The sequence below is a fragment of the Vreelandella sp. L-15 genome, from assembly GCF_056857635.1.
The window spans coordinates 14,466-34,886 of sequence record NZ_JBSXNN010000037.1 but is presented as its reverse complement, the minus strand read 5'-3'; the positions used below and the strand labels follow the sequence as shown (position 1 = coordinate 34,886).

The 20,421-nt window shown below is 59.0% G+C and carries 18 protein-coding genes and 1 pseudogene; 11 read left to right on the top strand and 8 right to left on the bottom strand.

The window, feature by feature from the left end; genetic code table 11:
- Positions 1–339: 339 nt before the first annotated feature.
- Positions 340–1,893, top strand: a complete 1,554-nt coding sequence (locus AC13CY_RS04685; protein ID WP_213262658.1) for a BCCT family transporter — start codon at positions 340–342, stop codon at positions 1,891–1,893.
- A 20-nt stretch (positions 1,894–1,913) separates the two neighbouring features.
- On the opposite strand, the gene AC13CY_RS04680 is transcribed toward AC13CY_RS04685, so the two are convergent.
- Positions 1,914–2,735, bottom strand: coding sequence for a flagellin N-terminal helical domain-containing protein (locus tag AC13CY_RS04680; protein ID WP_044629916.1), 822 nt, complete (start codon positions 2,733–2,735; stop codon positions 1,914–1,916).
- Positions 2,736–2,862: 127 nt separating this feature from the next.
- Positions 2,863–3,303 carry a 2-amino-4-hydroxy-6-hydroxymethyldihydropteridine diphosphokinase gene (gene folK / locus AC13CY_RS04675; RefSeq protein WP_052509952.1) on the bottom strand — a complete coding sequence of 147 codons (441 nt, stop codon included), beginning with the start codon at positions 3,301–3,303 and terminating at the stop codon, positions 2,863–2,865.
- A gap of 231 nt (positions 3,304–3,534) precedes the next feature.
- On the opposite strand from folK, the gene AC13CY_RS04670 reads away from it, so the two are divergent.
- Positions 3,535–4,293 carry an SDR family oxidoreductase gene (locus AC13CY_RS04670; protein ID WP_044629914.1) on the top strand — a complete coding sequence of 253 codons (759 nt, stop codon included), beginning with the start codon at positions 3,535–3,537 and terminating at the stop codon, positions 4,291–4,293.
- Between the two features lie 55 nt (positions 4,294–4,348).
- Here the strand turns inward: AC13CY_RS04670 and ybiO are convergent, their stop codons facing one another.
- From ybiO to trhO, 4 genes are all read right to left on the bottom strand, one after another.
- Complete coding sequence (gene ybiO / locus AC13CY_RS04665) at positions 4,349–6,712, bottom strand: mechanosensitive channel protein (RefSeq protein ID WP_058579826.1); 2,364 nt, start codon at positions 6,710–6,712, stop codon at positions 4,349–4,351.
- A 210-nt stretch (positions 6,713–6,922) separates the two neighbouring features.
- A complete protein-coding gene (locus tag AC13CY_RS04660; RefSeq protein WP_058579789.1) occupies positions 6,923–7,354 on the bottom strand; it encodes a YqaA family protein in 432 nt (143 codons plus the stop codon).
- A gap of 19 nt (positions 7,355–7,373) precedes the next feature.
- Positions 7,374–8,198, bottom strand: a complete 825-nt coding sequence (locus AC13CY_RS04655) for an IclR family transcriptional regulator domain-containing protein (RefSeq protein ID WP_058579788.1) — start codon at positions 8,196–8,198, stop codon at positions 7,374–7,376.
- Positions 8,199–8,375: 177 nt separating this feature from the next.
- The gene (gene trhO, locus AC13CY_RS04650) at positions 8,376–9,335 is read right to left on the bottom strand and encodes an oxygen-dependent tRNA uridine(34) hydroxylase TrhO (protein WP_058579787.1); all 960 of its coding nucleotides are present in this window, start codon (positions 9,333–9,335) and stop codon (positions 8,376–8,378) included.
- Between the two features lie 225 nt (positions 9,336–9,560).
- Between trhO and AC13CY_RS04645 the strand changes: the two genes are divergently transcribed.
- Positions 9,561–10,250: a pirin family protein gene (locus AC13CY_RS04645; protein ID WP_044629909.1), complete on the top strand. Its 690-nt coding sequence runs from the start codon at positions 9,561–9,563 to the stop codon at positions 10,248–10,250.
- 99 nt (positions 10,251–10,349) lie between these two features.
- Here AC13CY_RS04645 and serA read toward each other — a convergent pair whose 3' ends face one another.
- On the bottom strand, positions 10,350–11,594 hold the full coding sequence (serA, locus tag AC13CY_RS04640) for a phosphoglycerate dehydrogenase (protein ID WP_483052342.1): 1,245 nt from the start codon (positions 11,592–11,594) through the stop codon (positions 10,350–10,352).
- Between the two features lie 277 nt (positions 11,595–11,871).
- On the opposite strand from serA, the gene AC13CY_RS04635 reads away from it, so the two are divergent.
- The 5 genes from AC13CY_RS04635 (at position 11,872) to AC13CY_RS04615 (ending at position 16,456) form a co-directional block, all read left to right on the top strand.
- Positions 11,872–12,147, top strand: coding sequence for an exodeoxyribonuclease VII small subunit (locus AC13CY_RS04635; RefSeq protein WP_074211292.1), 276 nt, complete (start codon positions 11,872–11,874; stop codon positions 12,145–12,147).
- Positions 12,141–13,034, top strand: coding sequence for a (2E,6E)-farnesyl diphosphate synthase (gene ispA, locus AC13CY_RS04630; RefSeq protein ID WP_253027518.1), 894 nt, complete (start codon positions 12,141–12,143; stop codon positions 13,032–13,034). The genes AC13CY_RS04635 and ispA overlap by 7 nt, the downstream gene beginning before the upstream one ends.
- 3 nt (positions 13,035–13,037) lie before the next feature.
- On the top strand, positions 13,038–14,978 hold the full coding sequence (dxs, locus tag AC13CY_RS04625; protein ID WP_483052341.1) for a 1-deoxy-D-xylulose-5-phosphate synthase: 1,941 nt from the start codon (positions 13,038–13,040) through the stop codon (positions 14,976–14,978).
- A gap of 28 nt (positions 14,979–15,006) precedes the next feature.
- On the top strand, positions 15,007–15,768 hold the full coding sequence (gene djlA / locus AC13CY_RS04620) for a co-chaperone DjlA (protein WP_284453114.1): 762 nt from the start codon (positions 15,007–15,009) through the stop codon (positions 15,766–15,768).
- 64 nt (positions 15,769–15,832) lie between these two features.
- The gene (locus AC13CY_RS04615; protein ID WP_137094006.1) at positions 15,833–16,456 is read left to right on the top strand and encodes a glutathione S-transferase family protein; all 624 of its coding nucleotides are present in this window, start codon (positions 15,833–15,835) and stop codon (positions 16,454–16,456) included.
- 3 nt (positions 16,457–16,459) lie between these two features.
- On the opposite strand, the gene ribA is transcribed toward AC13CY_RS04615, so the two are convergent.
- On the bottom strand, positions 16,460–17,095 hold the full coding sequence (ribA, locus tag AC13CY_RS04610) for a GTP cyclohydrolase II (RefSeq protein WP_089674704.1): 636 nt from the start codon (positions 17,093–17,095) through the stop codon (positions 16,460–16,462).
- Positions 17,096–17,316: 221 nt separating this feature from the next.
- Between ribA and hemE the strand changes: the two genes are divergently transcribed.
- The 3 genes and pseudogenes from hemE (at position 17,317) to AC13CY_RS04595 (ending at position 20,263) form a co-directional block, all read left to right on the top strand.
- On the top strand, positions 17,317–18,432 hold the full coding sequence (hemE, locus tag AC13CY_RS04605; protein ID WP_016915400.1) for a uroporphyrinogen decarboxylase: 1,116 nt from the start codon (positions 17,317–17,319) through the stop codon (positions 18,430–18,432).
- Positions 18,429–19,289 (top strand): polyamine aminopropyltransferase, encoded by an 861-nt coding sequence (gene speE / locus AC13CY_RS04600; protein WP_287836899.1) that lies wholly within the window; start codon positions 18,429–18,431, stop codon positions 19,287–19,289. The genes hemE and speE overlap by 4 nt, the downstream gene beginning before the upstream one ends.
- Before the next feature lie 88 nt (positions 19,290–19,377).
- Positions 19,378–20,263: pseudogene (locus tag AC13CY_RS04595) on the top strand (type 2 periplasmic-binding domain-containing protein).
- The last annotated feature ends 158 nt before the right edge of the window (positions 20,264–20,421 follow it).

Below are 20,421 nucleotides of genomic sequence, written 5' to 3'. Positions count from 1 at the left end.
CGCGTACCGTGCTTGGAAATCGGCGGGTAATGGGCGAGGGCCCTGGTGGAACGCCGGAGCCTCGCACATGAATCAGGCCCTACCTAGAAAGTGGTTTTATGATCAGGGCCTGATATCGATACTGGATACGGTAAGATGGCTCAAACGTTGTTCATGAACCGCCGTGGTACGGAACCGTATGCCCGGTGGTGTGAGAGGACAGGGGAGGCGACTCCCCTTCCTACTCGATTTGAAAACCTGGGGCCAGCAGCGTTAAGTCGGCTCCCTCTTGGGTTTATTAAGCTCAAGGTTCTGCTCCCGCTCTTTCCTGCAACCTCCCATTCCAAATAGGTACTCTTCATGAACCAACCTGCCCAACGCGCCGAGGGGCCCTCGCGGTTTTCCCTCGGCGATCCTATCGTGCTGGTGCTTAGCATCGGCTTCATCGTGGCGTTTCTGGCGCTTTCGTTTTACGACATTGATCTAGTCGCCAACTCTATCAGCGCAGGCTTTGCCTGGACCGCGCTGGTGCTGGGCAGCTATTTCCAGCTGCTGCTTCTGCTGACGTTTTTTATCGCCATCGGCGTTGCTTTAACGCCTGCGGCAAAAGCTAAGATCGGCAATCTCGATGCACCAGAAATAAGCACCTTTAAGTGGCTCTCCATCATTCTATGTACGCTGTTAGCCGGTGGTGGGGTGTTTTTTGCCGCGGGCGAGCCGGTGTACCACTTTGTGGTCACCCCACCCGCCTTTGATACCGAAGCGGGCACCGCTGAAGCGGTATCCGGCGCGCTGGCGCAGTCGTTTATGCACTGGGGCTTTATGGCCTGGGCGGTGCTGGGCTCGCTCACCGCCGTGGTGCTGGCCCATGCGCACTACGTGAAAGGCCAACCGCTGCAGCCGCGCACATTGCTCTACCCGATTTTTGGTGAACGCTTGATGCGTGGCCCGCTGGGCGGTTTAGTGGATGCCTGCTGCGTGATTGCCTTAGTGGCAGGCACGGTAGGCCCCATCGGCTTTTTGGCAACTCAGGTGAGCTTTGGCCTGCATGAGCTGTTTGGCCTGCCGGAAGGCTACACCGGGCAACTGATAATTCTGGCCGTACTGGGCACTATTTATGTGCTCTCCTCCATGAGCGGGGTACATAAAGGCATCCAACTGCTGAGCCGCTTCAACGTACTGCTGGCGTTGGCAATCGGCGCCGTGATTATCATGTTCGGCCCCACGCTGTTTTTGGTGAACACCTACGTTTCCAGCATGGGCGCGTATGTCAGCGAGTTTTTCACCATGGCCACGATGACCTCTGAAACCGCCCCGGCGTGGTGGATGCAGTGGTGGACGGTGTTCTTCTTTGCTTGGTTTATCGGCTATGCACCGCTGATGGCGATTTTCGTGGCGCGCATTTCACGGGGCCGCAGCATTCGTGAAATGATTCTGGCGGTTGCCGTACTCGCCCCGATTGCCACCACCGTATGGTTTACGCTACTGGGCGGCTCCGGCATTTACTATCAGTTGACCGGGGTAATTGACCTGACCGAAGCGCTCAACAATTTCCAGTTTGACGTGGCGACTCTCACGGTGGCTCAAGCGCTGCCCGGCGGCACCTGGATGGCACTGGCGATTCTGCTGCTGACCACGATTTTTGTGGCCACCACCGGCGACTCCATGAGCTACGCGATTGCCGTTGTCGGTGCGGGACACGATGCCCCCAGCCCCTGCATGCGCGCTTTCTGGGGCATTGCGATGGCCCTGATGGCGGCCGTGCTGCTGTATATGGGTGCAGGTCAAATTGGCGCGCTGCAGCAGTTTATCGTGATTACCGCGATCCCGGTGTCGCTGATTCTGCTGCCCTCGCTGTGGAACGGCCCGCAGGCGGCTTACGCCATGGCGCGTGAACAGGGCATCATCGAGTGACGATGATCGGCCAATTCTAACTACAGCCCTTCCAACAGCCGCAGAATCATCTGCGGCTGTTGGTTCACCTGGGTCAGCATCGCGATACCCACCTGCTGAAGCAGTTGGGCGCGAATAAGATTGGAGACTTCTTGCGCGTAGTCGGCGTCTTGAATACGCGACTGGGCAGCGGAGGTGTTAATGATGCTGGTGTTAAGCCCGTCAATGACGCTCTCGAAGCGGTTCTGCACCGCGCCTAAATAGCTGCGCTGGCGGTCGACCTGCTTAATGGCTTCATCGACGACATCCATTGGTTTGGGCGTGGCCGAGACATCATCTAATACGCTGAAATTATCCAACCCCAGCGCCTGACGCCCCATCGCCGAAAAGCTCACGCCAATCACATCCCCAGCGTTGGCCCCTACTTGAATATTAAGCGCTTTATCGCTCTCGATCAGCCTAATACCGTTAAAGTTGCTCTGCTCGGCGACGCGATCAATCTCTTCCAACCGTTGGTCGATCTCTAACTGAATAGACGCCCGATCTTCTGAGGAATTGGTGCCGTTGAGCGCCTGAACGCTGAGTTCGCGGATGCGCTGAAGGCTGTCGTTGATCAGGTCCAACGAACCTTCTGCGGTTTGCACCATAGAGATACCGTCGTTGGTATTGCGGATCGCCTGGTTCATACCGCGAATTTGTGCGCCCATGCGATTAGCAATCGCCTGGCCTGCCGGATCATCCTTGGCGCTATTAATACGCAGCCCAGACGACAGACGCTCCATGGAGGTCTGCATTGCTTGCTGGCTACTGCGTAGATTATTCATCACCAGTAGCGACATGATATTAGTCGCAAGGCTGATCACGGGCTTGACCTCGGAAGTGAACGCAAACAGTGCGGAAGTAGCGTGAATATCGGCCTATCTTTAGAAAACGTGAGCCCTGCCCCGTAAAACTTTCCCAGTCGCTACTATTTTTTTCAGTTCGGTTTTTTCAGTTCGGCCTCTTCAGTACGGCTAGCACTTCGTCCACCGGCCCCCGAACATAGTCGTGATGAAAGTAGCCATCGTCGACCACTTCGCCATCCCAGACCACAATGTCTAAGTCCATGGTCCGGGGGCCAGATTTGATCGGCCCGCGAACACGGCCTAAGCGATGCTCAACCTCTTTTAGGTAGGCTTTAAAGTCGCCCAGCTCAAGCGTAGTGCGCACCACCAGGGCGGCATTTAAGAAGTCTGGCTGCTGCTGAAAGCCTACCGGGGCAGTGCGCACCGCTTCGGAGCGGGCCAGCAGTTCGCACTCACTGCTCAAAATCTCAAGGGCTTTGGCAAAGTGATACTCTGGCTCAATATTGGTTCCTAGCGAGATAACGCACTCGTGTTGAGCCGACACGGGCGAGGGAGTTGACGTTACGGGTGACGACCTTAATGACATAACTATATCCCAATATAAGAGGCTGGATGACTAACGGCTGGTGAGCCTATGACCTAGCCCACACCGTTTTAGCGTATAGGCATCAATCGGCGCCCCAACAGAGTAGACGGTTAATCATCCCGTTCAATCTCTGTACAAGTTATTGACAAACGCTACGCTCACGCAGAGAGTCTTTTTGATTACCATGACAACGTTAGTTAACAAACACTACCTGCTGCGAGGGATAAAGCAATGGAGACACCTGCTGCACTTGTAACCGGCGGCGCCACGCGCCTGGGCCGCTATTTTGCTGAAGCGCTAGCCGATAAGGGCTTTGATATCGCGTTACACGTGAATAGCTCCCGGGGGGAAGCAGAGGAAGTGGCAGACGCAATTCGCGGCAAGGGTCGTGAGTGCGAGATTCTGCCCTGCAACTTTTTAGAGGATTCGCTAGAAGGATTAATCACCCAAGCTAAAACGCGTTTTCCTGGGTTGAACGTGCTGCTCAATAGCGCCTCAGCTTATGAACCAGCGCCGATTGCCCGTACCGATATGGCCATGCTGGAGACCCAGTTTCGGGTCAATATGTTTACCCCGCTGCTACTCACACGCCATTTTGCCGAGGCGGTAGAGCACGGTCAGGTGATCAACATCATCGACAACAAAGTGGCCTATCACCAATATCCGTATGCGGCGTACCTGCTCTCCAAGAAAAGCCTAGCTGAGATGACCCGTATGGCAGCGCTGGAGTTTGCTCCGCGCCTACGGATTAACGGTATCGCCCCCGGGGTAGTGCTGCCTGCCTCCCAGCGTACCAGCGACTATATCCAATGGCGCATCGAAGGCATTCCGGTCAATCACCAAGGCAACCCAGCACACCTTGTACAAGCCTTGCACTATTTGCTGGATAATGCCTTTGTGGCCGGGCAAGTGCTATTTGTAGACGGCGGCGAATCGATCAACCTAGAGGGTCGCCACTCCGAAAACTACCCTGGCGAGCGGCGCGACTGACCCAACGCAATGAGGCCGCCCGAAGGCGGCCTCATTGGCTTACCTAAGCGTACGCTTAGGTTTCATCCACATCATCATGGTCCGGCTTATGGTGATCCGGTTCATGCTCAAGCGAGGCTTCGCTACGCTCTGCAAGCGGTGCCGTCTCGGTGCGCTTTCTTTCCGCTTTCGCATCCAGAATGCGCACGTTGGCGGGCGGAGTCTTGCCGCCTTTGGTTTCGCCAAAGTAGAGCGTGGTATGCGGGAACGGAATCTCGATACCCGCCGCATCAAAGCGCAGTTTCACTAGGCGGTTGTAGGCACGGCCTACAGCCCACTGATCGCCTGGCGTGGTCTTGATCACGACACGGATATTAACCGAGCTGTCGGCCAGCGCGGTGACACCCGCCACGGTCATATCTGCCAATAGTTTATGACCATGCTCTTCGCTGGCTTTAAGATCTTCGAAGGCCAGCTGTAGCTGCTCGATCGCCTCGTCGATACTTTCGTTGTAACCAATACCGTACTCGCCCACATGGTTGCCGTACTCACGCATGTAGTTGGAGACGGTATCCACACTGGAGAACGGCACGATATGGTAGGTACCGGACAGGTCACGAATGCCCACCGAGCGGATACTCAAACGCTCGGCCGTGCCGGTCACGCCGCCCACGGTCACCACGTCGCCGGTGTTCATGGCGTTCTCTACCTGAATGAACACCCCGGTGATCACATCCTGCACCAGCTTCTGGGCACCAAAACCAATCGCCAGACCCAGCACACCGGCACCAGCAATTAGCGGCCCAATATTGATGCCGATTTCCGAGAGCACGATCATGCCGGTGATGGTCACCATGGCAATGGCCAGCGCATTACGGAACAGACTCAGCAGCGTTTTGGCACGGGCAGAGGGTTCGCCGTGACCGGTTTCCGGATTGAGCTTGTGCTCGATCAGGCTTGCCAAGCCCAGCCATATGCCCAGCGACACAATCAGGATCACTGCTACGCTGATCAGGTTACCCACCAGATTGGCACCGCGCTCGGAGGCGTACCAGCCGGCCAGGTCAAAGGCGCCCCAAGCATCCAGCACCACCATGATCACCGCAACGACGATCACCGTGCGCAGCACGCGCAGCGCGTTGGGTACGTAGCTGTTCAACCGGACTTCCAGCAGCGGCAGCTTACGGCGCAGGTCATCGGAGAGTTGAATACGACGACCAATGGTCTGTGTCAGGAACGCAGACAGCAGCAGGCCCACGACCACGGCGCCGAGCGTCTTCAACGTCGCAAAGAGGACAAAGGGCAGCGCATCACCCGGACGGGTAAGCGTCAGTACAAACACCATTAAGAAATAGATCAGCGCGAACAGGTGCCACGTGCGGGCAAACAGCTGCAGCGATACACGGCTCGCCGTCAGCGTCGAGCGCGCGCTCATTTGATTTAGATTATCGCGCAGCCGCACGCGGTTTTTGAGCACCACGCCCACCGCATAAATAAACGCCAGCAGCATAATCAGCGTGCCGACCGCTTGTCCCAGGGTGGCGGCCACATAGAAGTTGACCAGCGGTACGACGACCATCAGGCCGTATCCCACCATGCCAATCAGGCGCGCCAGCCAGCGGTTCCAATACGAGGCTTCTTGAGCTGAAATCGGTAATAAGCGAAGACCCTCGTAACGCGAGGAGAACAGCATTCGCACACCGGCTTTGAGCAGCTCGATGATCAAGAAGGCATTTAAAAACAGCGACGCGCGGGTAGAGAGTTCACCGGTCTCCCCCACGGCAAAGGTGGCCACCAAGTTACCGCCAACGTACGCCAGGGCGATCAAAAGAATATCGACGACCGCGGCGATCGCGACACACAGCACTAAACGTAGCACCGGCGTCAGTCCCGTGCCCTGCTGTGACCAGCCGCTGATTTTGGTGAACAATGATTTTGCCAACCGGCGGAACACCATAAAAATGGCGAAGGTCGCCACGATCACGATGCCCAGATTGATGGCTGCGTTCATGAAGGCCGCCATATCGAAGCTGCTGCCCGCGCCTTGGCCGGTGAATATATTGCCGACGATCGCCACAGCCTGCTCGATCTGACCGCCCACATCACCTACTACACGGCTGGTTAACTCTGCCAACTGGCGGGGTAGTGAGACGTCCTCGGGCGCTACGTTGCCCCCCGCGGCAGCGGCTTCCGGCGACAGCTCGGCCGCAACGCCAGCAGGCAACTCAGACGCTTGATTACGCAGCAGTTCAATGAGCTCCTGGCGGGCCTGCTCGTCTTCCAGCAGATCCGCCAGCGCCGCATAAGAGGGCTGCTCTTCAGCGACGGACGCATCGCTCTCGGCGCTTAACGTGGTTTGCGCCATGGCTGGCCCGGCCAGCATGGCGAACAGCGCCAGCATCCAGACGCTGAGCCAGGGGAGTAAACGTAGTGACGTCACACCATAACCTCCTTTTGGGTGAGTATTTGCCATCCTGCCCTCGTTAAAATTCAACCTAAGAATGTTAAACACAGGATAGTGCATCCAATGGAAATGCAAGCTTTGTATAACGCTCGATCCAAAGTAACTAGCGTAACATGACTCAATGTAAGAGACGTTAACGCGCCTGCTTTTGGAGCACCAATGAAACCGAGTGAAGGTAATTGCCGTTTATTGGCAGTAAGGCGCCAACCATTGATGGGCCAGCGCAATCAGCAGCCCATAGCGGGCACCTTTTGCTAGCACAATCCAGAGCAGCGCCCGCCACCAGGCAAGGCGCATCACCCCAGCCAGCACGGTGAGCGGGTCGCCAATCACAGGTAACCAGGAGAGTAATAGGCTCGCCTCGCCAAAGCGGTGATACCAGCGCTCGGCACGGGCAAGTCCTTGGGGAGATGCAGGAAACCAGCGGCGATGTTGAAATTGGCGAGCGTAGCGACCAAGAGCCACGTTGATCAAACTGCCCAGCGTGTTGCCAGCCGTCGCCACAACCCACAGCACCAGTGCCGGCTCACCAACACACCATAGCCGCGCCAGCCACACTTCCGAGCCACCAGGCAGCAGGGTGGCACTGGCTAGCGCCACCCAAAACAGGCTGAACACGATACGCGCCCTCTAACGTTTAACGGGGCAACTGGCCACCGAGCTGCTGGGTAATTTCGTCGGCTATTTGACGCACCAGCGCCCCCAGTACCAGCAGGCGCTCTTCGGGAATACGCGCCATGGGGCCCGAGACGGAAATAGCCGCCAACGGCGTGGCGTGCTCATCGAAAATGCAGGCCGCCACGCAGTGCAGGCCAATCGCATGCTCTTCCCGGTCGCAGGCAAAGCCTTGGGCGCGAATGGCGGCCATTTCCGCCTGCAGTGAATCCGTTTGATACAGGGTATTTTCAGTCACACGGGCCAGCTCGTAGCCGCCTTCTAACAGCGCGCTGCGCTCCTCCTCGCTCATCCACGCCAGCAGCGCCTTGCCCACGCCGGAGGCGTGCAGCGGCGCACGGGACCCCAGCCGCGTGATCATGCGCATCATCTGCGGGGATTCGTTTTGAGCCAAGAAGACCGCCGTGGCGCCATCACGGATACCCAGATTCGCCGTTTCGCCGGTTTCTGCGGTTAAGCGGCGCAAAAACGGGCGGCTTTTGGCCACCACGTCGCGTGCTTCTAAAAAGCTGTTACCAATTCGGAAGGTTTTGACGTCGATGCGCCACAGGCCCTGCTCGCTCTCTTGGGTGACAAAGCCCTGGCTTTGCAGCGCCTGAAGCAGGCGATGAGTGGTGGAAGGGGCAAGGTCAGCCATTTCCGCCAGCTCTGAAAGCGCAAGGCCCAGCGGGCTAGCGGATAGGTATTCGAGCAGCGTGAGGCCACGCACCAACGATTGGCTATGCCCTCCGCTCGCTTTCGTGGCTCCCGCCGGACGTCCGACTGATCTGCGCTTGGCTTCACTCACCTACTACTCTCCTGACGGCACTCAATACGTAAAAAGCCAGCAGGATAACGCGCCGCAGGGGGCGCTGTCGCGTTTACGGAAACAAATTCCACCAATGGCTAGCAGCGTGTACTAGCGATGCGCGCGCTTTTCGATAAACGCATCGATGCCTTCTGCCACATCGTCGGCCACTGATGATTACGCTTTCTCGCGAGTGCCTTGGCGATGGTTATAGCCCAGCGGATGAGGCTCACCACGGGCTTTGGCCAGCTCAATCTGGCGCTGACGCTCGCGGGCGGCGGCGCGGGTTTTCTCAGGCAGTGAGTCGATACAGTGCGGGCAGCTGATGCCGGGCTCGTAGGCCGACGACTGCATGTCTTCCTGAGAGATCGGCATGCGGCAGGCGTGGCACTGCTCGTACTCGCCCTCGGTGAGATCATGGCGCACAGTGACCCGGTTATCGAACACGAAGCACTCGCCGCGCCACAGCGACTGCTCTTCCGGCACCTTTTCCAGGTAATTGAGCACGCCGCCTTTCAGGTGGTAGACCTCTTCGAAGCCCTCTTTCAGCATAAAGCTGGAGGCTTTCTCGCAGCGGATACCGCCTGTGCAGAACATGGCGACCTTTTTATGCTGCTCCGGGTTGTAGTGCTGGCGCACGTACTCGGGAAACTCGCGAAACGTGGTGGTCTTGGGGTCGACCGCGCCTTCGAAGCTGCCAATCGCGACTTCGTAGTCGTTACGGGTATCGATCACCAGCACTTCCGGGTCGGAGATCACGTCGTTCCAGTTTTCCGGCTCAACGTAAGTGCCCACGGTGTCGTTGGGGTCGATGCCCGGCACGCCCAGCGTGACGATCTCCTTTTTCAGTTTGACCTTGGTGCGGTAGAACGGCGGCTCGTCGCAGAACGACTCTTTATGGTCGATATCACTTAAACGTGGGTCGGCGGTGAGCCATGCTAGCAACGCATCGATGCCTTCGCGGCTACCGGCCACGGTGCCGTTGATGCCCTCTTTGGCGAGCAACAGCGTGCCTTTCACGCCGTTATCGACCATGGTTTGGCGCAGCGGCTCGCGCAGTGCTTCAAAGTCGTTCAGGGTGACAAATTTATACAGCGCTGCCACCACAACGGGCGGTGTTGGGGTCGGGGTCGTCATGGAGTGCTCCTGGTAGTCGCCCTCGCAAAGGGCGGACCGGGTCAATAAAGGCGCGCATGATAACAAAAAGCCCGCCGTGGGTGCATCTCGGCGTGTTTGACTCAGATCAACGACACCGCCAATCGTCGATTATTTCGACAACATCATTGAGAAAGCTTCACCCCACGTCACACGCACTCGGTCGTATAGTAGGCGCCAACATAACTCAGTGATGGGGTGCTTTTCATGCAGATTCGTCGTTCCAACGAGCGGGGCTACGCCGACCACGGCTGGCTGCGCTCTTACCACACCTTTTCGTTCGCCAATTACATGGACCCCAACCACATGGGCTTCCGCGCGCTGCGGGTGATCAACGAAGACCGCGTGGCCCCCGGCCACGGCTTTGGCGCCCACCCCCACCGGGATATGGAAATTATCTCCTACGTGCTTGATGGCGAGATGGAGCACAAGGACAACATGGGCAATGGCGAAGTGATGCGCCCTGGCGACGTACAGCGCATGTCCGCAGGCACGGGCGTACTGCACAGCGAGTTCAACCACTCTCAAGAAAACGGGCTGCACTTTCTGCAGATCTGGATCGAACCGGCCCAGCGGGGCATCTCGCCCAGCTACGAACAGAAGGCGTTCCCCACGGCCGAGCGCCAGGGCCAGTGGAGCCTGGTCGCTTCTCAGGATGGCCGCGACGGCTCGGTAGGCGTCAATCAGGACGTCAACCTGTATGCCAGCCTGCTAAGCGCCGGGGACCACCTCACGACACCGCCCTCACGCTACGCATGGCTGCATGTGGTGAAGGGGTCCATCGAGGTGAACGGCGAACGGCTCACCACCGGCGATGCCGCTGCGTTTACGCCGGATGAGCACGTCGAGCTCACCAGCAGCGACGCCAGCGAAGTGCTGCTGTTCGATCTAGCCTGATAACGTCTTGTTAGGTCATTGATGAAACGCAAAACGGCCCCTGCGGGGCCGTTTTGGTAACAAGCGCTAACTCACTATTTACTTAGCTATTTTGCTTGCTTAGCTATTTTGCGCCGAGTAGAGCACGCGAATCTTCAGCGTATGCTCTACCTGCCTCAATGCCTCCAGCGCCTGTGGGCCGTAGGCTTTGTCGACATCAATCACCACGTAACCGACCTTATCGTTGGTCTGCAGATACTGGCCAGAAATGTTGATGCCGTTTTCTGACAGCACGCGGTTGATCTGGGAAAGCACGCCGGGCACGTTGTCGTGAATATGCAGCAAACGGTGCTTGTCCGGGTGCGCGGGCAGTGCCACTTCAGGGAAGTTGACCGACGTGACCGTGGTGCCGTTGTCCGAATAAGTGATCAGCTTCTCGGATACCTCGATACCAATGTTCTCCTGGGCTTCCAGGGTAGAACCACCGATATGCGGCGTCAGAATCACGTTATCCAGGCCGCGCAGCGGGCTTTGGAACTCTTCATCGTTGCCTTTCGGCTCGACCGGGAAGACATCAATAGCAGCGCCGTTCAGCTTGCCCGCTTTAATGGCATCCGCTAGCGGCTCGATTTCCACCACGCTGCCACGGGCGGCGTTGATCAGGATAGCGCCATCCTTCATGGCGGCGATCTCTTTCGCGCCAATCATCCAGCGGGTAGAGGCAAGGTCCGGTACGTGCAGGCTGACCACATCTGAGCGGCTCAGCAGCTCTTCCAAACTGCCGACCTGGCTGGCGTTGCCCATGCCCAGCTTGGTGATCACATCGTAGTAAATCACGTTGAAGCCGAGCGATTCCGCCAAGACGGAGAGCTGTGCGCCGATACTGCCGTAACCCACGATACCGAGGGTTTTACCGCGCGCTTCGTGGGAGTTTTTCGCCGACTTCAGCCAGCCGCCCTGATGGGCGCGGGCATTCTTCTCGGGGATGCCGCGCAGCAGCATAATCGCTTCCGCCAATACCAGCTCCGCCACTGAGCGGGTGTTGGAGTAAGGCGCATTAAATACCGCGATACCGCGCTTGAGCGCCGCATCCAGGTCAACTTGGTTGGTACCGATACAGAAACAGCCAACGCTTACTAACTTCTCGGCCGCCTCAAACACGCGCTCGGTTAGCTGAGTGCGGGAGCGGATGCCGATAAAGTGAACATCACGAATCTTCTCGATCAGCGACTCTTCATCCAGCGAAGTCGGCAGATGCTCGATGTTCTCGTAACCTGCGTTGTGAAAATTGTCCACCGCGCTTTGGTGGACGCCCTCGAGTAGCAGGATCTTGATCTTGCTCTTTTCCAGGGACGTTTTGGCCATGGCTGAATCAACCTCTATGGTCGGCGGCATGCGCCGTGTATCGGTTCACGGGAGGCCCGTATGGTAGCACAGCCGCTTGCGCTCCCGGTGTCTTGGCGTGATGAAAAGTGTGCGCTTTCAAGATGAACAGAGTGCAAGTCGAACAATCAACCCATAGGGAGGGCAGACGCCACCCCCTCGCCTCGGTGTATACTGTGCGTTTATTTAACAGCATCCGCAGCCACACTCGTCGCCCTTGCTGATACCAGGGCGCCCGGAAAACGGTAGGCATTGCCCAATGAGCGACACCACACCCCCACAAGATTTTGCCGCAACGGTTGCCCAGCTAGAGACCATTGTGGAACGCCTGGAGTCCGGCGAACTCTCATTGGAAGATGCGCTGACCGCTTTTGAGCAGGGCGTTCGCCTGACCCGCGACGCCCAGCAGCGCCTCGATAGCGCTGAGCTAAAAGTACGGGCCCTGAGCGAAGATACCGACGGCAAACTGGCAGTTGCCCCGTTCGCAGGTGCCCCGGATGCTGGCAACGACAGCGAGGAGACGCCGCCATGGTGACCGCCCACGCCTCCCGACTAGCCACGCTGCGCCATGCCAGCAGCACCCGAGTAGATGCCACGCTGGCCGCGCTATTCGATGCACGCCCAGCGGTAGATGAGCGTTTAGAGGCGGCCATGCGCCACGGGCTTTTGGTCGGCGGCAAACGTTTACGCCCACTGCTGGTCTATTTAGCGGGTCAAGCCCTTGGGGCAAGTGACGACGCCCTGGATGCTCCCGCGGCGGCCATCGAGCTGATTCACGCCTACTCGCTGATTCACGACGACCTGCCCGCCATGGATGATGACGACCTGCGCCGCGGCCAGCCCACGGTGCATAAAGCCTTTGATGAGGCGACGGCTATTTTAGCGGGCGATGCCTTGCAAGCCCTGGCGTTTGAAGTGCTGGCCAGCCGCCCGCACCCGCGCCTGGGCCAGCTAGTCACCACGCTGGCGGTCGCCTCTGGCCGCGATGGCATGGTGGCTGGCCAAGCGCTGGATTTAGCCGCCGTGGGAGGCCACCCGGACGCCGAAGCAATGGCGCATATGCACGCCCATAAAACCGGCGCGCTGATTGTGGCGGCCGTACGCTTGGGCGGCCTGGTCGCGGTGGAAGAGGACGACCCGCGCCTAGCAGCGCTAATTCGCTACGCCCGCGCCATTGGCCTAGCCTTCCAGATTCATGACGACATCCTGGATGTGACGGGTGACACCGCCACGCTGGGCAAAATTTCCGGCGCTGACGCCGCCCGTGCCAAGCCTACTTACCCAAGCTTACTGGGGCTGGAGGGGGCGCAGCGCAAAGCGAACACGCTTATTGACGAGGCCATTGCCGCCCTCGCCCCGTTAGGCGAGCAGGCCGCACCCCTGGCCGATCTTGCCCACTATATGATCGAGCGCGACCACTAACACATGCCTATGAAGCTGTTCGACGAGATACCCCGCGAGCGCCCGGCGACGCCACTGCTCGACTCTTTTGATCATCCCGCCGCGCTGCGGGCCATGAATGCTAAACAGCTCGCCCAGTTAGCGGATGAGCTACGCGCCTACTTGCTCTACAGCGTTGGCGTGACGGGCGGCCACTTTGGCGCAGGCCTGGGCGTTGTTGAGCTCAGTGTCGCGCTGCACCACGCCTTTCACACGCCGAAAGACCGCTTGGTGTGGGACGTGGGTCATCAAGCCTACCCGCATAAAATCCTCACCGGGCGGCGCGATGCCATGCTCAGCATTCGCCAGCACGGCGGCTTGGCGGCGTTTCCCCGCCGGGCAGAGTCCGAATACGACACCTTTGGCGTTGGCCACTCCAGCACTTCCATCTCTGCGGCGCTAGGCATGGCCCTGGCTGCGCAAGCACAAAACGACCCGCGCAAGGTCTGCGCCATTATTGGCGACGGCGCGCTCACCGCAGGGATGGCGTTTGAAGCGCTGGCCCACGCGGGCCATGTGAATGCCAATATGCTGGTAGTGCTGAACGATAACGAGATGTCGATCTCCGAAAACGTCGGCGGAATTGCCACGTATTTAGCACGTGTGCTCTCCAGCAAGCCCTACCTCAAAATGCGCGAAGAGGGCAAAAAGGTACTATCCCACCTGCCCGGCGCCCTGGAGCTAGCCAAGCGTACCGAAGAGCACATGAAGGGCATGGTCAGCCCCGCCACGCTGTTTGAGGAGATGGGTTTTCACTACGTGGGCCCCATCGACGGCCACGACTTAGAGGCGCTGACTCAAACGCTGCGTAACCTGCGCGACCAGAAAGGCCCACAGTTCCTGCATATCAAAACGGTCAAAGGGAAAGGCTTCCTGCCCGCCGAAGCCGACCAGATTGGCTATCACGCGATTACTAAGCTGGAAAAAACCACCACGACCGTGAGCACCTCGCTGGTGAGCAAACCGGACAGCCCCAGCGCGCCGAAGAACGCCCCCAAGAAAAAGTATTGCAATGTGTTTGGGGACTGGCTGTGCGATATGGCCGCCGCCGATCCACGCCTCATGGGCATTACCCCCGCCATGGGCGAAGGCTCGGATCTGATTCGCTTCTCGCAAACCTATCCCGAGCGTTACTTCGACGTCGCCATTGCTGAACAGCACGCGGTCACGCTGGCCGCCGGCATGGCCTGCGAAGGCATGAAACCAGTGGTGGCGATCTACTCCACCTTCTTGCAGCGCGGCTACGACCAGCTGATTCATGACGTGGCGGTACAGGAGTTAGATGTCACCTTCGCCATCGACCGGGCAGGCCTAGTGGGCGAAGACGGCCCCACCCACCACGGCAGCATGGATCTTTCGTTCCTGCGCTGCGTGCCGGGCATGGTGATTCTGGCGCCTGCCGATGAAGCCGAATGCCGCGCCATGCTCAGCGCCGCCTACTACCATTCTGGCCCGGCTGCCGTACGCTACCCCCGTGGCACCGGCCCTGGGGCCGTCATTCCAGAGCACCTAGAGCCGCTGGCGATTGGCGAGGCCCAGGTGCGTCGCGAGAGCACCAGCGACGGCGTACGCATCGCGCTGCTGGCGTTTGGCAGCGTCAATAGCGCCGCCGCCGAAGTGGCTGAGAAGCTCAACGCCACCCATATCAACATGCGCTCGGTGAAACCACTGGACCGCGATGCTGTGCTCCACACGGCGGACGAGCATGAGCTGCTGGTCACCCTGGAAGAGAACGTCATTGCGGGCGGCGCGGGTAGCGCAGTGAACGAGCTGCTCAACGCGGAAGGCGTTCAGGTGGAAGTGCTGAACTTAGGCCTGCCGGACGCCTTTGTGGAACACGGCACCCCCGCCGAGCTATTGCGCGACTGCGGACTGGATGCTGCCGGCATCGAAGCAGCCATTCGTTCGCGCCTGCCGTCGCCTTGAGCTTACTGATTAACTTGTTGAGACCGTTATGCTTTTTTTGATGATTCTGTTTGGTTTGATTGGCCTTGCCAGTGGCGGCCCCGTGGGCCTGCTGGTGGGAGCGGGTCTGGGCTGGTGGTTGGCACGCCAGCTGGGGCGCCGCTTGAATGCCGCCCGCACGCGTTTGCAGGAAGGTTTCCTGGAGTCGATCTTTTCGGTGATGGGCTGCCTTTGCCAGGCCGATGGCAAGGTCACCAAGGGCGAGCTAGACGTTGCCGAAAAGCTCTTCGATCAAATGCGTCTTCAGGGCGAGCACCGCGCCAAAGCTCGCGCCGCCTTTGACCGGGGCCGCGCGGCTGACTTCAACCTGGATGCCGAGCTGGCCAAGGTCAACCGCCTCACCCAGCGCCAGCCGGTACTGCGCCAAGTGTTTTTACAGGTTCAGTTGAGCGCGATTGCCGCCGATGGCGTGCTGCACCCCGCCGAGCACGAGATGATTCTACGCGTTGCCCGCGGCGTTGGCTGTAGCGAGGCCGAAGTTCAGCAAATCGAAGCCATGCTGCACGGCGCCGCCGCCAACTCCCAAGGTGCCAGCGAAGAAGCCTTAAAAGATGCTTACCGCGTTCTTGGGGTATCAGAAGACGCCAGCGACGCCGAGATCAAGAAAGCGTATCGTCGCCTGATGAGCCAAAACCATCCGGACAAGCTGGCGGGCAAGGGGCTTCCGGAGAGCATGCGCGAGGTGGCGCAGGCCCGCACCAGCGAGATTGGCAATGCCTACGAGCGCATCCGCGCGGCGCGGGGCCAGTAGCTCGTGACAGGGTTCCAGGGAGTCGCTACAGTGAAAACTTCACGGTACTGCCTGGAGCCGCCAAATGATCACGCTATACAGCTTTCCCAATTCCCGCTCGCTACGCGCTGCTTGGACGCTTGAAGAGCTGGGCCTAGAGTACCAGTGCCACCACATAGCGCTGGATAAAGGCGAGGGGCAAAGTGCCGAGCATCTTGCTCGCCACCCGGATGGCAAGGTGCCGGTGCTGGAAGATGGCGAGCTAATGCTGTTTGAGTCTGCGCCTATCTGCCGTTATCTCGCCGAGCAGTATGGCGCTGGGCAACTGCTGCCTCAAAGCATTGCCGAGCGCGCCCAGGTCGACCAGTGGCTTAGTTTCATCGTTACCGAGATCGAGCAGCCACTGTGGCTGCAAGCCAAGCACAAATTCGCCCTGCCTCAAGATAAGCGCGTGCCTTCAGTGCTACCCACCGCCGCTTGGGAATTCCAGCGAGCCCTGCTCGCGCTCGAGCGCCGCTATCGTGGCCAGGAAAATCTAGTGGGCGATACCTTCACGTTGGCAGATCTGTTCTTAACGCACACGCTCACTTGGGCCACAAGCATGAAACATCGCTTGCCGGAGCCGCTGGTGGCCTATCGCGCCCGCCACGCCAATCGCCCAGCGCTTGCCCGCGCCGCCGAAAAAGAGCAGGCGGCAGCGCAAGGTTAAGCGTTACCCCTTACGCTCGATATCCACATCGCTGGCTTGGGTAAAGTCATCCAGCACCATCATATGGCCGAGCTTGCCCGCTTTGGTGGAGAGGTACTGTTCGTTGTGGGGGTTTAAACCGGTGGTAATGGGCAGACGCTCGACGACGTTCACGCCGTCGCGGGTTAGCGCATCCACCTTGCGGGGGTTGTTGGTCATCAGCTTGAGCGCGGTAATGCCCAAGTGGTTGAGCATCGGCACGCAGAGGTCGTAGCGGCGCATGTCGGCGCCAAAGCCGAGCTGCTCGTTGGCTTCTACGGTATCGGCGCCCTGGTCCTGCAGATGATAGGCGCGAATTTTATTGAGCAGGCCAATGCCACGCCCTTCCTGGCGTAAATAGAGCAGCACGCCGCGCCCCTCTTCGGCAATACGCTTTAGCGCTTCTTGCAGCTGGTAGCCGCAGTCGCAGCGCATCGAGAATAGCGCATCGCCGGTTAAGCACTCAGAGTGCACGCGCCCTAACACCGGCTCGCCGCCGCTCACATCGCCCAACGTTAGGGCGATATGGTCTTTACCCGTGGCGTCGTCTTCGAAGCCATGCATGGTGAATGTGGCCCAGGGAGTGGGCAGCCGAGAGGCAGCAATGAAGCGAATGGTCACAGGGTTCCTCGCTGATTAACCAAACCAGTTAACCACACCAGTGTTGGCGAAGTGGGCGGACAGTTTACCAGGAAGCCGCGCAGGCCTCACGGTCTTAGCGGGGTGCGACGATTTTTGCCACGGTTTGCGCCGCCACCCCCGGCTATCTTCACGTACAATTCCTATCTTCAGGTACGATGACTCCCTTACAATGCGGGCAAATTTCTCAAGAGCAAGTGTTTATGACCACCACACCTTTGCAAAACGACCGTTTTCTTCGCGCGCTGGCTCGCCAGCCCGTTGACCGCACTCCGGTGTGGATGATGCGCCAAGCCGGCCGCTATCTGCCGGAGTACCGCGCCAGCCGCGCCGACGCAGGCAGCTTTATGGACCTGTGCCGCAATCATGACTTGGCTTGCGAAGTCACCCTGCAGCCGCTGGAGCGCTACCCGCTCGACGCTGCCATTCTGTTCTCGGATATTTTGACCATCCCCGATGCCATGGGGCTGGGCCTCTACTTCGAAACCGGCGAAGGCCCCAAATTCAAGAAGACCGTACGCACCGCCGAAGAAGTCGCCGCGCTGACCGTGCCAAACGCCGAGCGCGACCTGGACTACGTGATGCGGGCGGTCTCCACGATCCGCCGCGAGCTGAACGGCCGCATGCCGCTGATCGGCTTTTCCGGCAGCCCCTGGACGCTGGCAACGTATATGGTTGAAGGCGGCTCCAGCAAAGACTTCCGCCACTTAAAAACCATGCTGTATGACACGCCGGACACCATGCACCAGCTGCTGGACACCCTGGCACAAGCGGTCACCGACTACCTGAATGCCCAGATCCGCGCCGGTGCCCAGGCGGTACAGATTTTTGATACCTGGGGCGGCGCGCTGTCCACACCGGCCTACCTGGAGTTCTCGCTGCGCTACATGGAGCAGATCGTCTCCGGGCTGATCCGCGAGCACGATGGCCGTCGCGTACCGGTCATTCTGTTCACCAAGAACGGTGGCCAGTGGCTGGAGCACATTGCCTGTGCCGGTGCCGACGCATTGGGCATCGACTGGTCCACCGAGCTGTCCGACGCCCGCGCCCGCGTAGGCCATAAAGTCGCCCTGCAGGGTAATTTAGACCCCAACGTGCTGTTTGCTCGCCCCTCCGCCATTCGCGCCGAAGTTGCCCGCGTGCTGGAGAGTTACGGCCACGGCCCGGGCCACGTGTTCAACTTGGGCCACGGCATCAGCCAGTTCACCAACCCTGATCATGTCACCGCCTTTATGGAGGCGCTGCACGACTTAAGCCCGCAGTACCATCAGGGCATTCCGACTCAATCGAACGACTCATGCCCAGGAGCCAAGCAATGAGCGACCTACGCGACGACCAGTGGTTTACCGAAGTCTTTGATAGCCACGGTAGCGCTTTCTCGCTGAAAGTTTCTGAAAAACTGCTGGATGTGCAAAGCCCTTACCAGCACCTGGAAGTGTACGCCACCGAAACCTACGGCAACCTGATGGTGCTGGATGGCTGCGTGATGCTCACCGACCGCGACAACTTCCTGTATCACGAAATGATCGCCCACCCGGCGCTGTTCACCCATCAGGACCCCAAGCGGGTGGTCATCATTGGTGGCGGCGACTGCGGCACCTTGAAAGAAGTGCTGCGCCATCCGGGCGTCGAGAAGGTCACCCAGATCGATATCGACGAGGAAGTCACCAAGGCCGCCGAGCGCTTTTTCCCCGAACTCGTGGAAGCCAACGGCGACCCACGCGCCGAGCTGCTGTTTGCCGACGGCGTGAAATGGGTCGACGACGCCGCCGACGAGAGCATCGACGTGCTGATCATCGACTCCACCGACCCGGTAGGCCCTGCCGAAGGCCTGTTCAAAACCGACTTTTTGAAGCGCTGCCACCGCATTCTGAAAAGCGGCGGGGTGATGGTGCAGCAGAGTGAGTCACCGCTGTATCATAGCGGCTCAATCATCCGCGAACTGCGTAACGACATGCGCGAAGCAGGCTTTGATAGCGTAGCCACCCTGCCCTTCCCCCAGCCGGTGTACCCCTCGGGCTGGTGGAGCGTGACGCTGGCAGGCAAAAGCACCAACGTTGAAAGCTTCCGAGAAGAGGCTGCCGCCAGCCACGAAATGCCGCTACAGTACTACACAGTAGATGCCCACCGTGGTGCCCTGGCGCTGCCGCCCTTTATGCGTAAAGCGTTCGCATAACTTCGCGGTTCCGCTATGTATCAGGCCGGGCTCTGCCCGGCCTTTTTTATGCGCAGGAGTTGCTGCGCTCGACGTTAAGGAATAATAAATGACTACAACGCGTTGGTTAGGATTGGGAATCACTCTATTAGCCCCGACCCTCTGGGTACCTGCCACGGCCATGGCCGATACCCTTGAGGCCATTCAAGAGCGCGACAGCGTGCGCTGCGGCGTTAACGCCGCCCAGCCCGGCTTCTCATCGCTGGACGATAACGACCAATACCGCGGCCTGGACCTCTAGCCGCGACACCACGCTAGGGATAAACTTCACTGGCGTCAGCTACTACGACGGCCAGGCGTTTATGGTGGCCAGCGACCTCGGCGTACAGAGCGCCAAAGAACTGGATGGGGCGGCTATTTGCACTCAGTCAGGCACCACCAGCGAACTAAACCTTTCCGACTACTTCCGCATTAACAACATGACCTATGATGCGGTGGTGTTTGATTCACCTGAACAGTCGATTGCAGGCTTCGAAGCAGGCCGCTGCGACGTATTGAGCTCGGATGCCTCGCAGCTCTATGCCCAGCGCATTCAACTGGCCGACCCCAATATGGCCGTGGTACTACCGGAGATCATCTCCAAAGAGCCGCTTGGCCCAGCAGTGCGCCAAGGCGATGACCAGTGGTTCAACATCGTGAAGTGGTCGCTGTTTGCCATGCTGAGTGCCGAAGAGCTGGGCGTCAGTCAAGCCAACGTGGATGAGCAGCTAAGCTCAGAAAACCCCGATGTGATGCGCCTACTTGGGCAAGATGGCGATTTTGGTGAAGCCATGGGCCTTTCGTCAGACTGGGCTTACCAAATCGTCAAACAGGTGGGTAACTATGCGGACATTTATGACCGTAACGTGGGCGCGGACTCTGATTTCAACATTGCGCGCGGCCTGAACGCTCTGTGGAAAGATGGCGGCATTCAGTACGCGCCACCTATTCGCTGACACGCTAGGCGACTAGCCACCGACCTCCGCCAGCGGCTGCGCACCAAAAAAGCGCAACGCGTAGCTGCTGACCTACTTTTTTGCACCACTACCTTCGTCAAATTCGCTGATTTTACGTTGAAAAGCGCTGAATTTGACGGCATATCTTTCTTGGCACC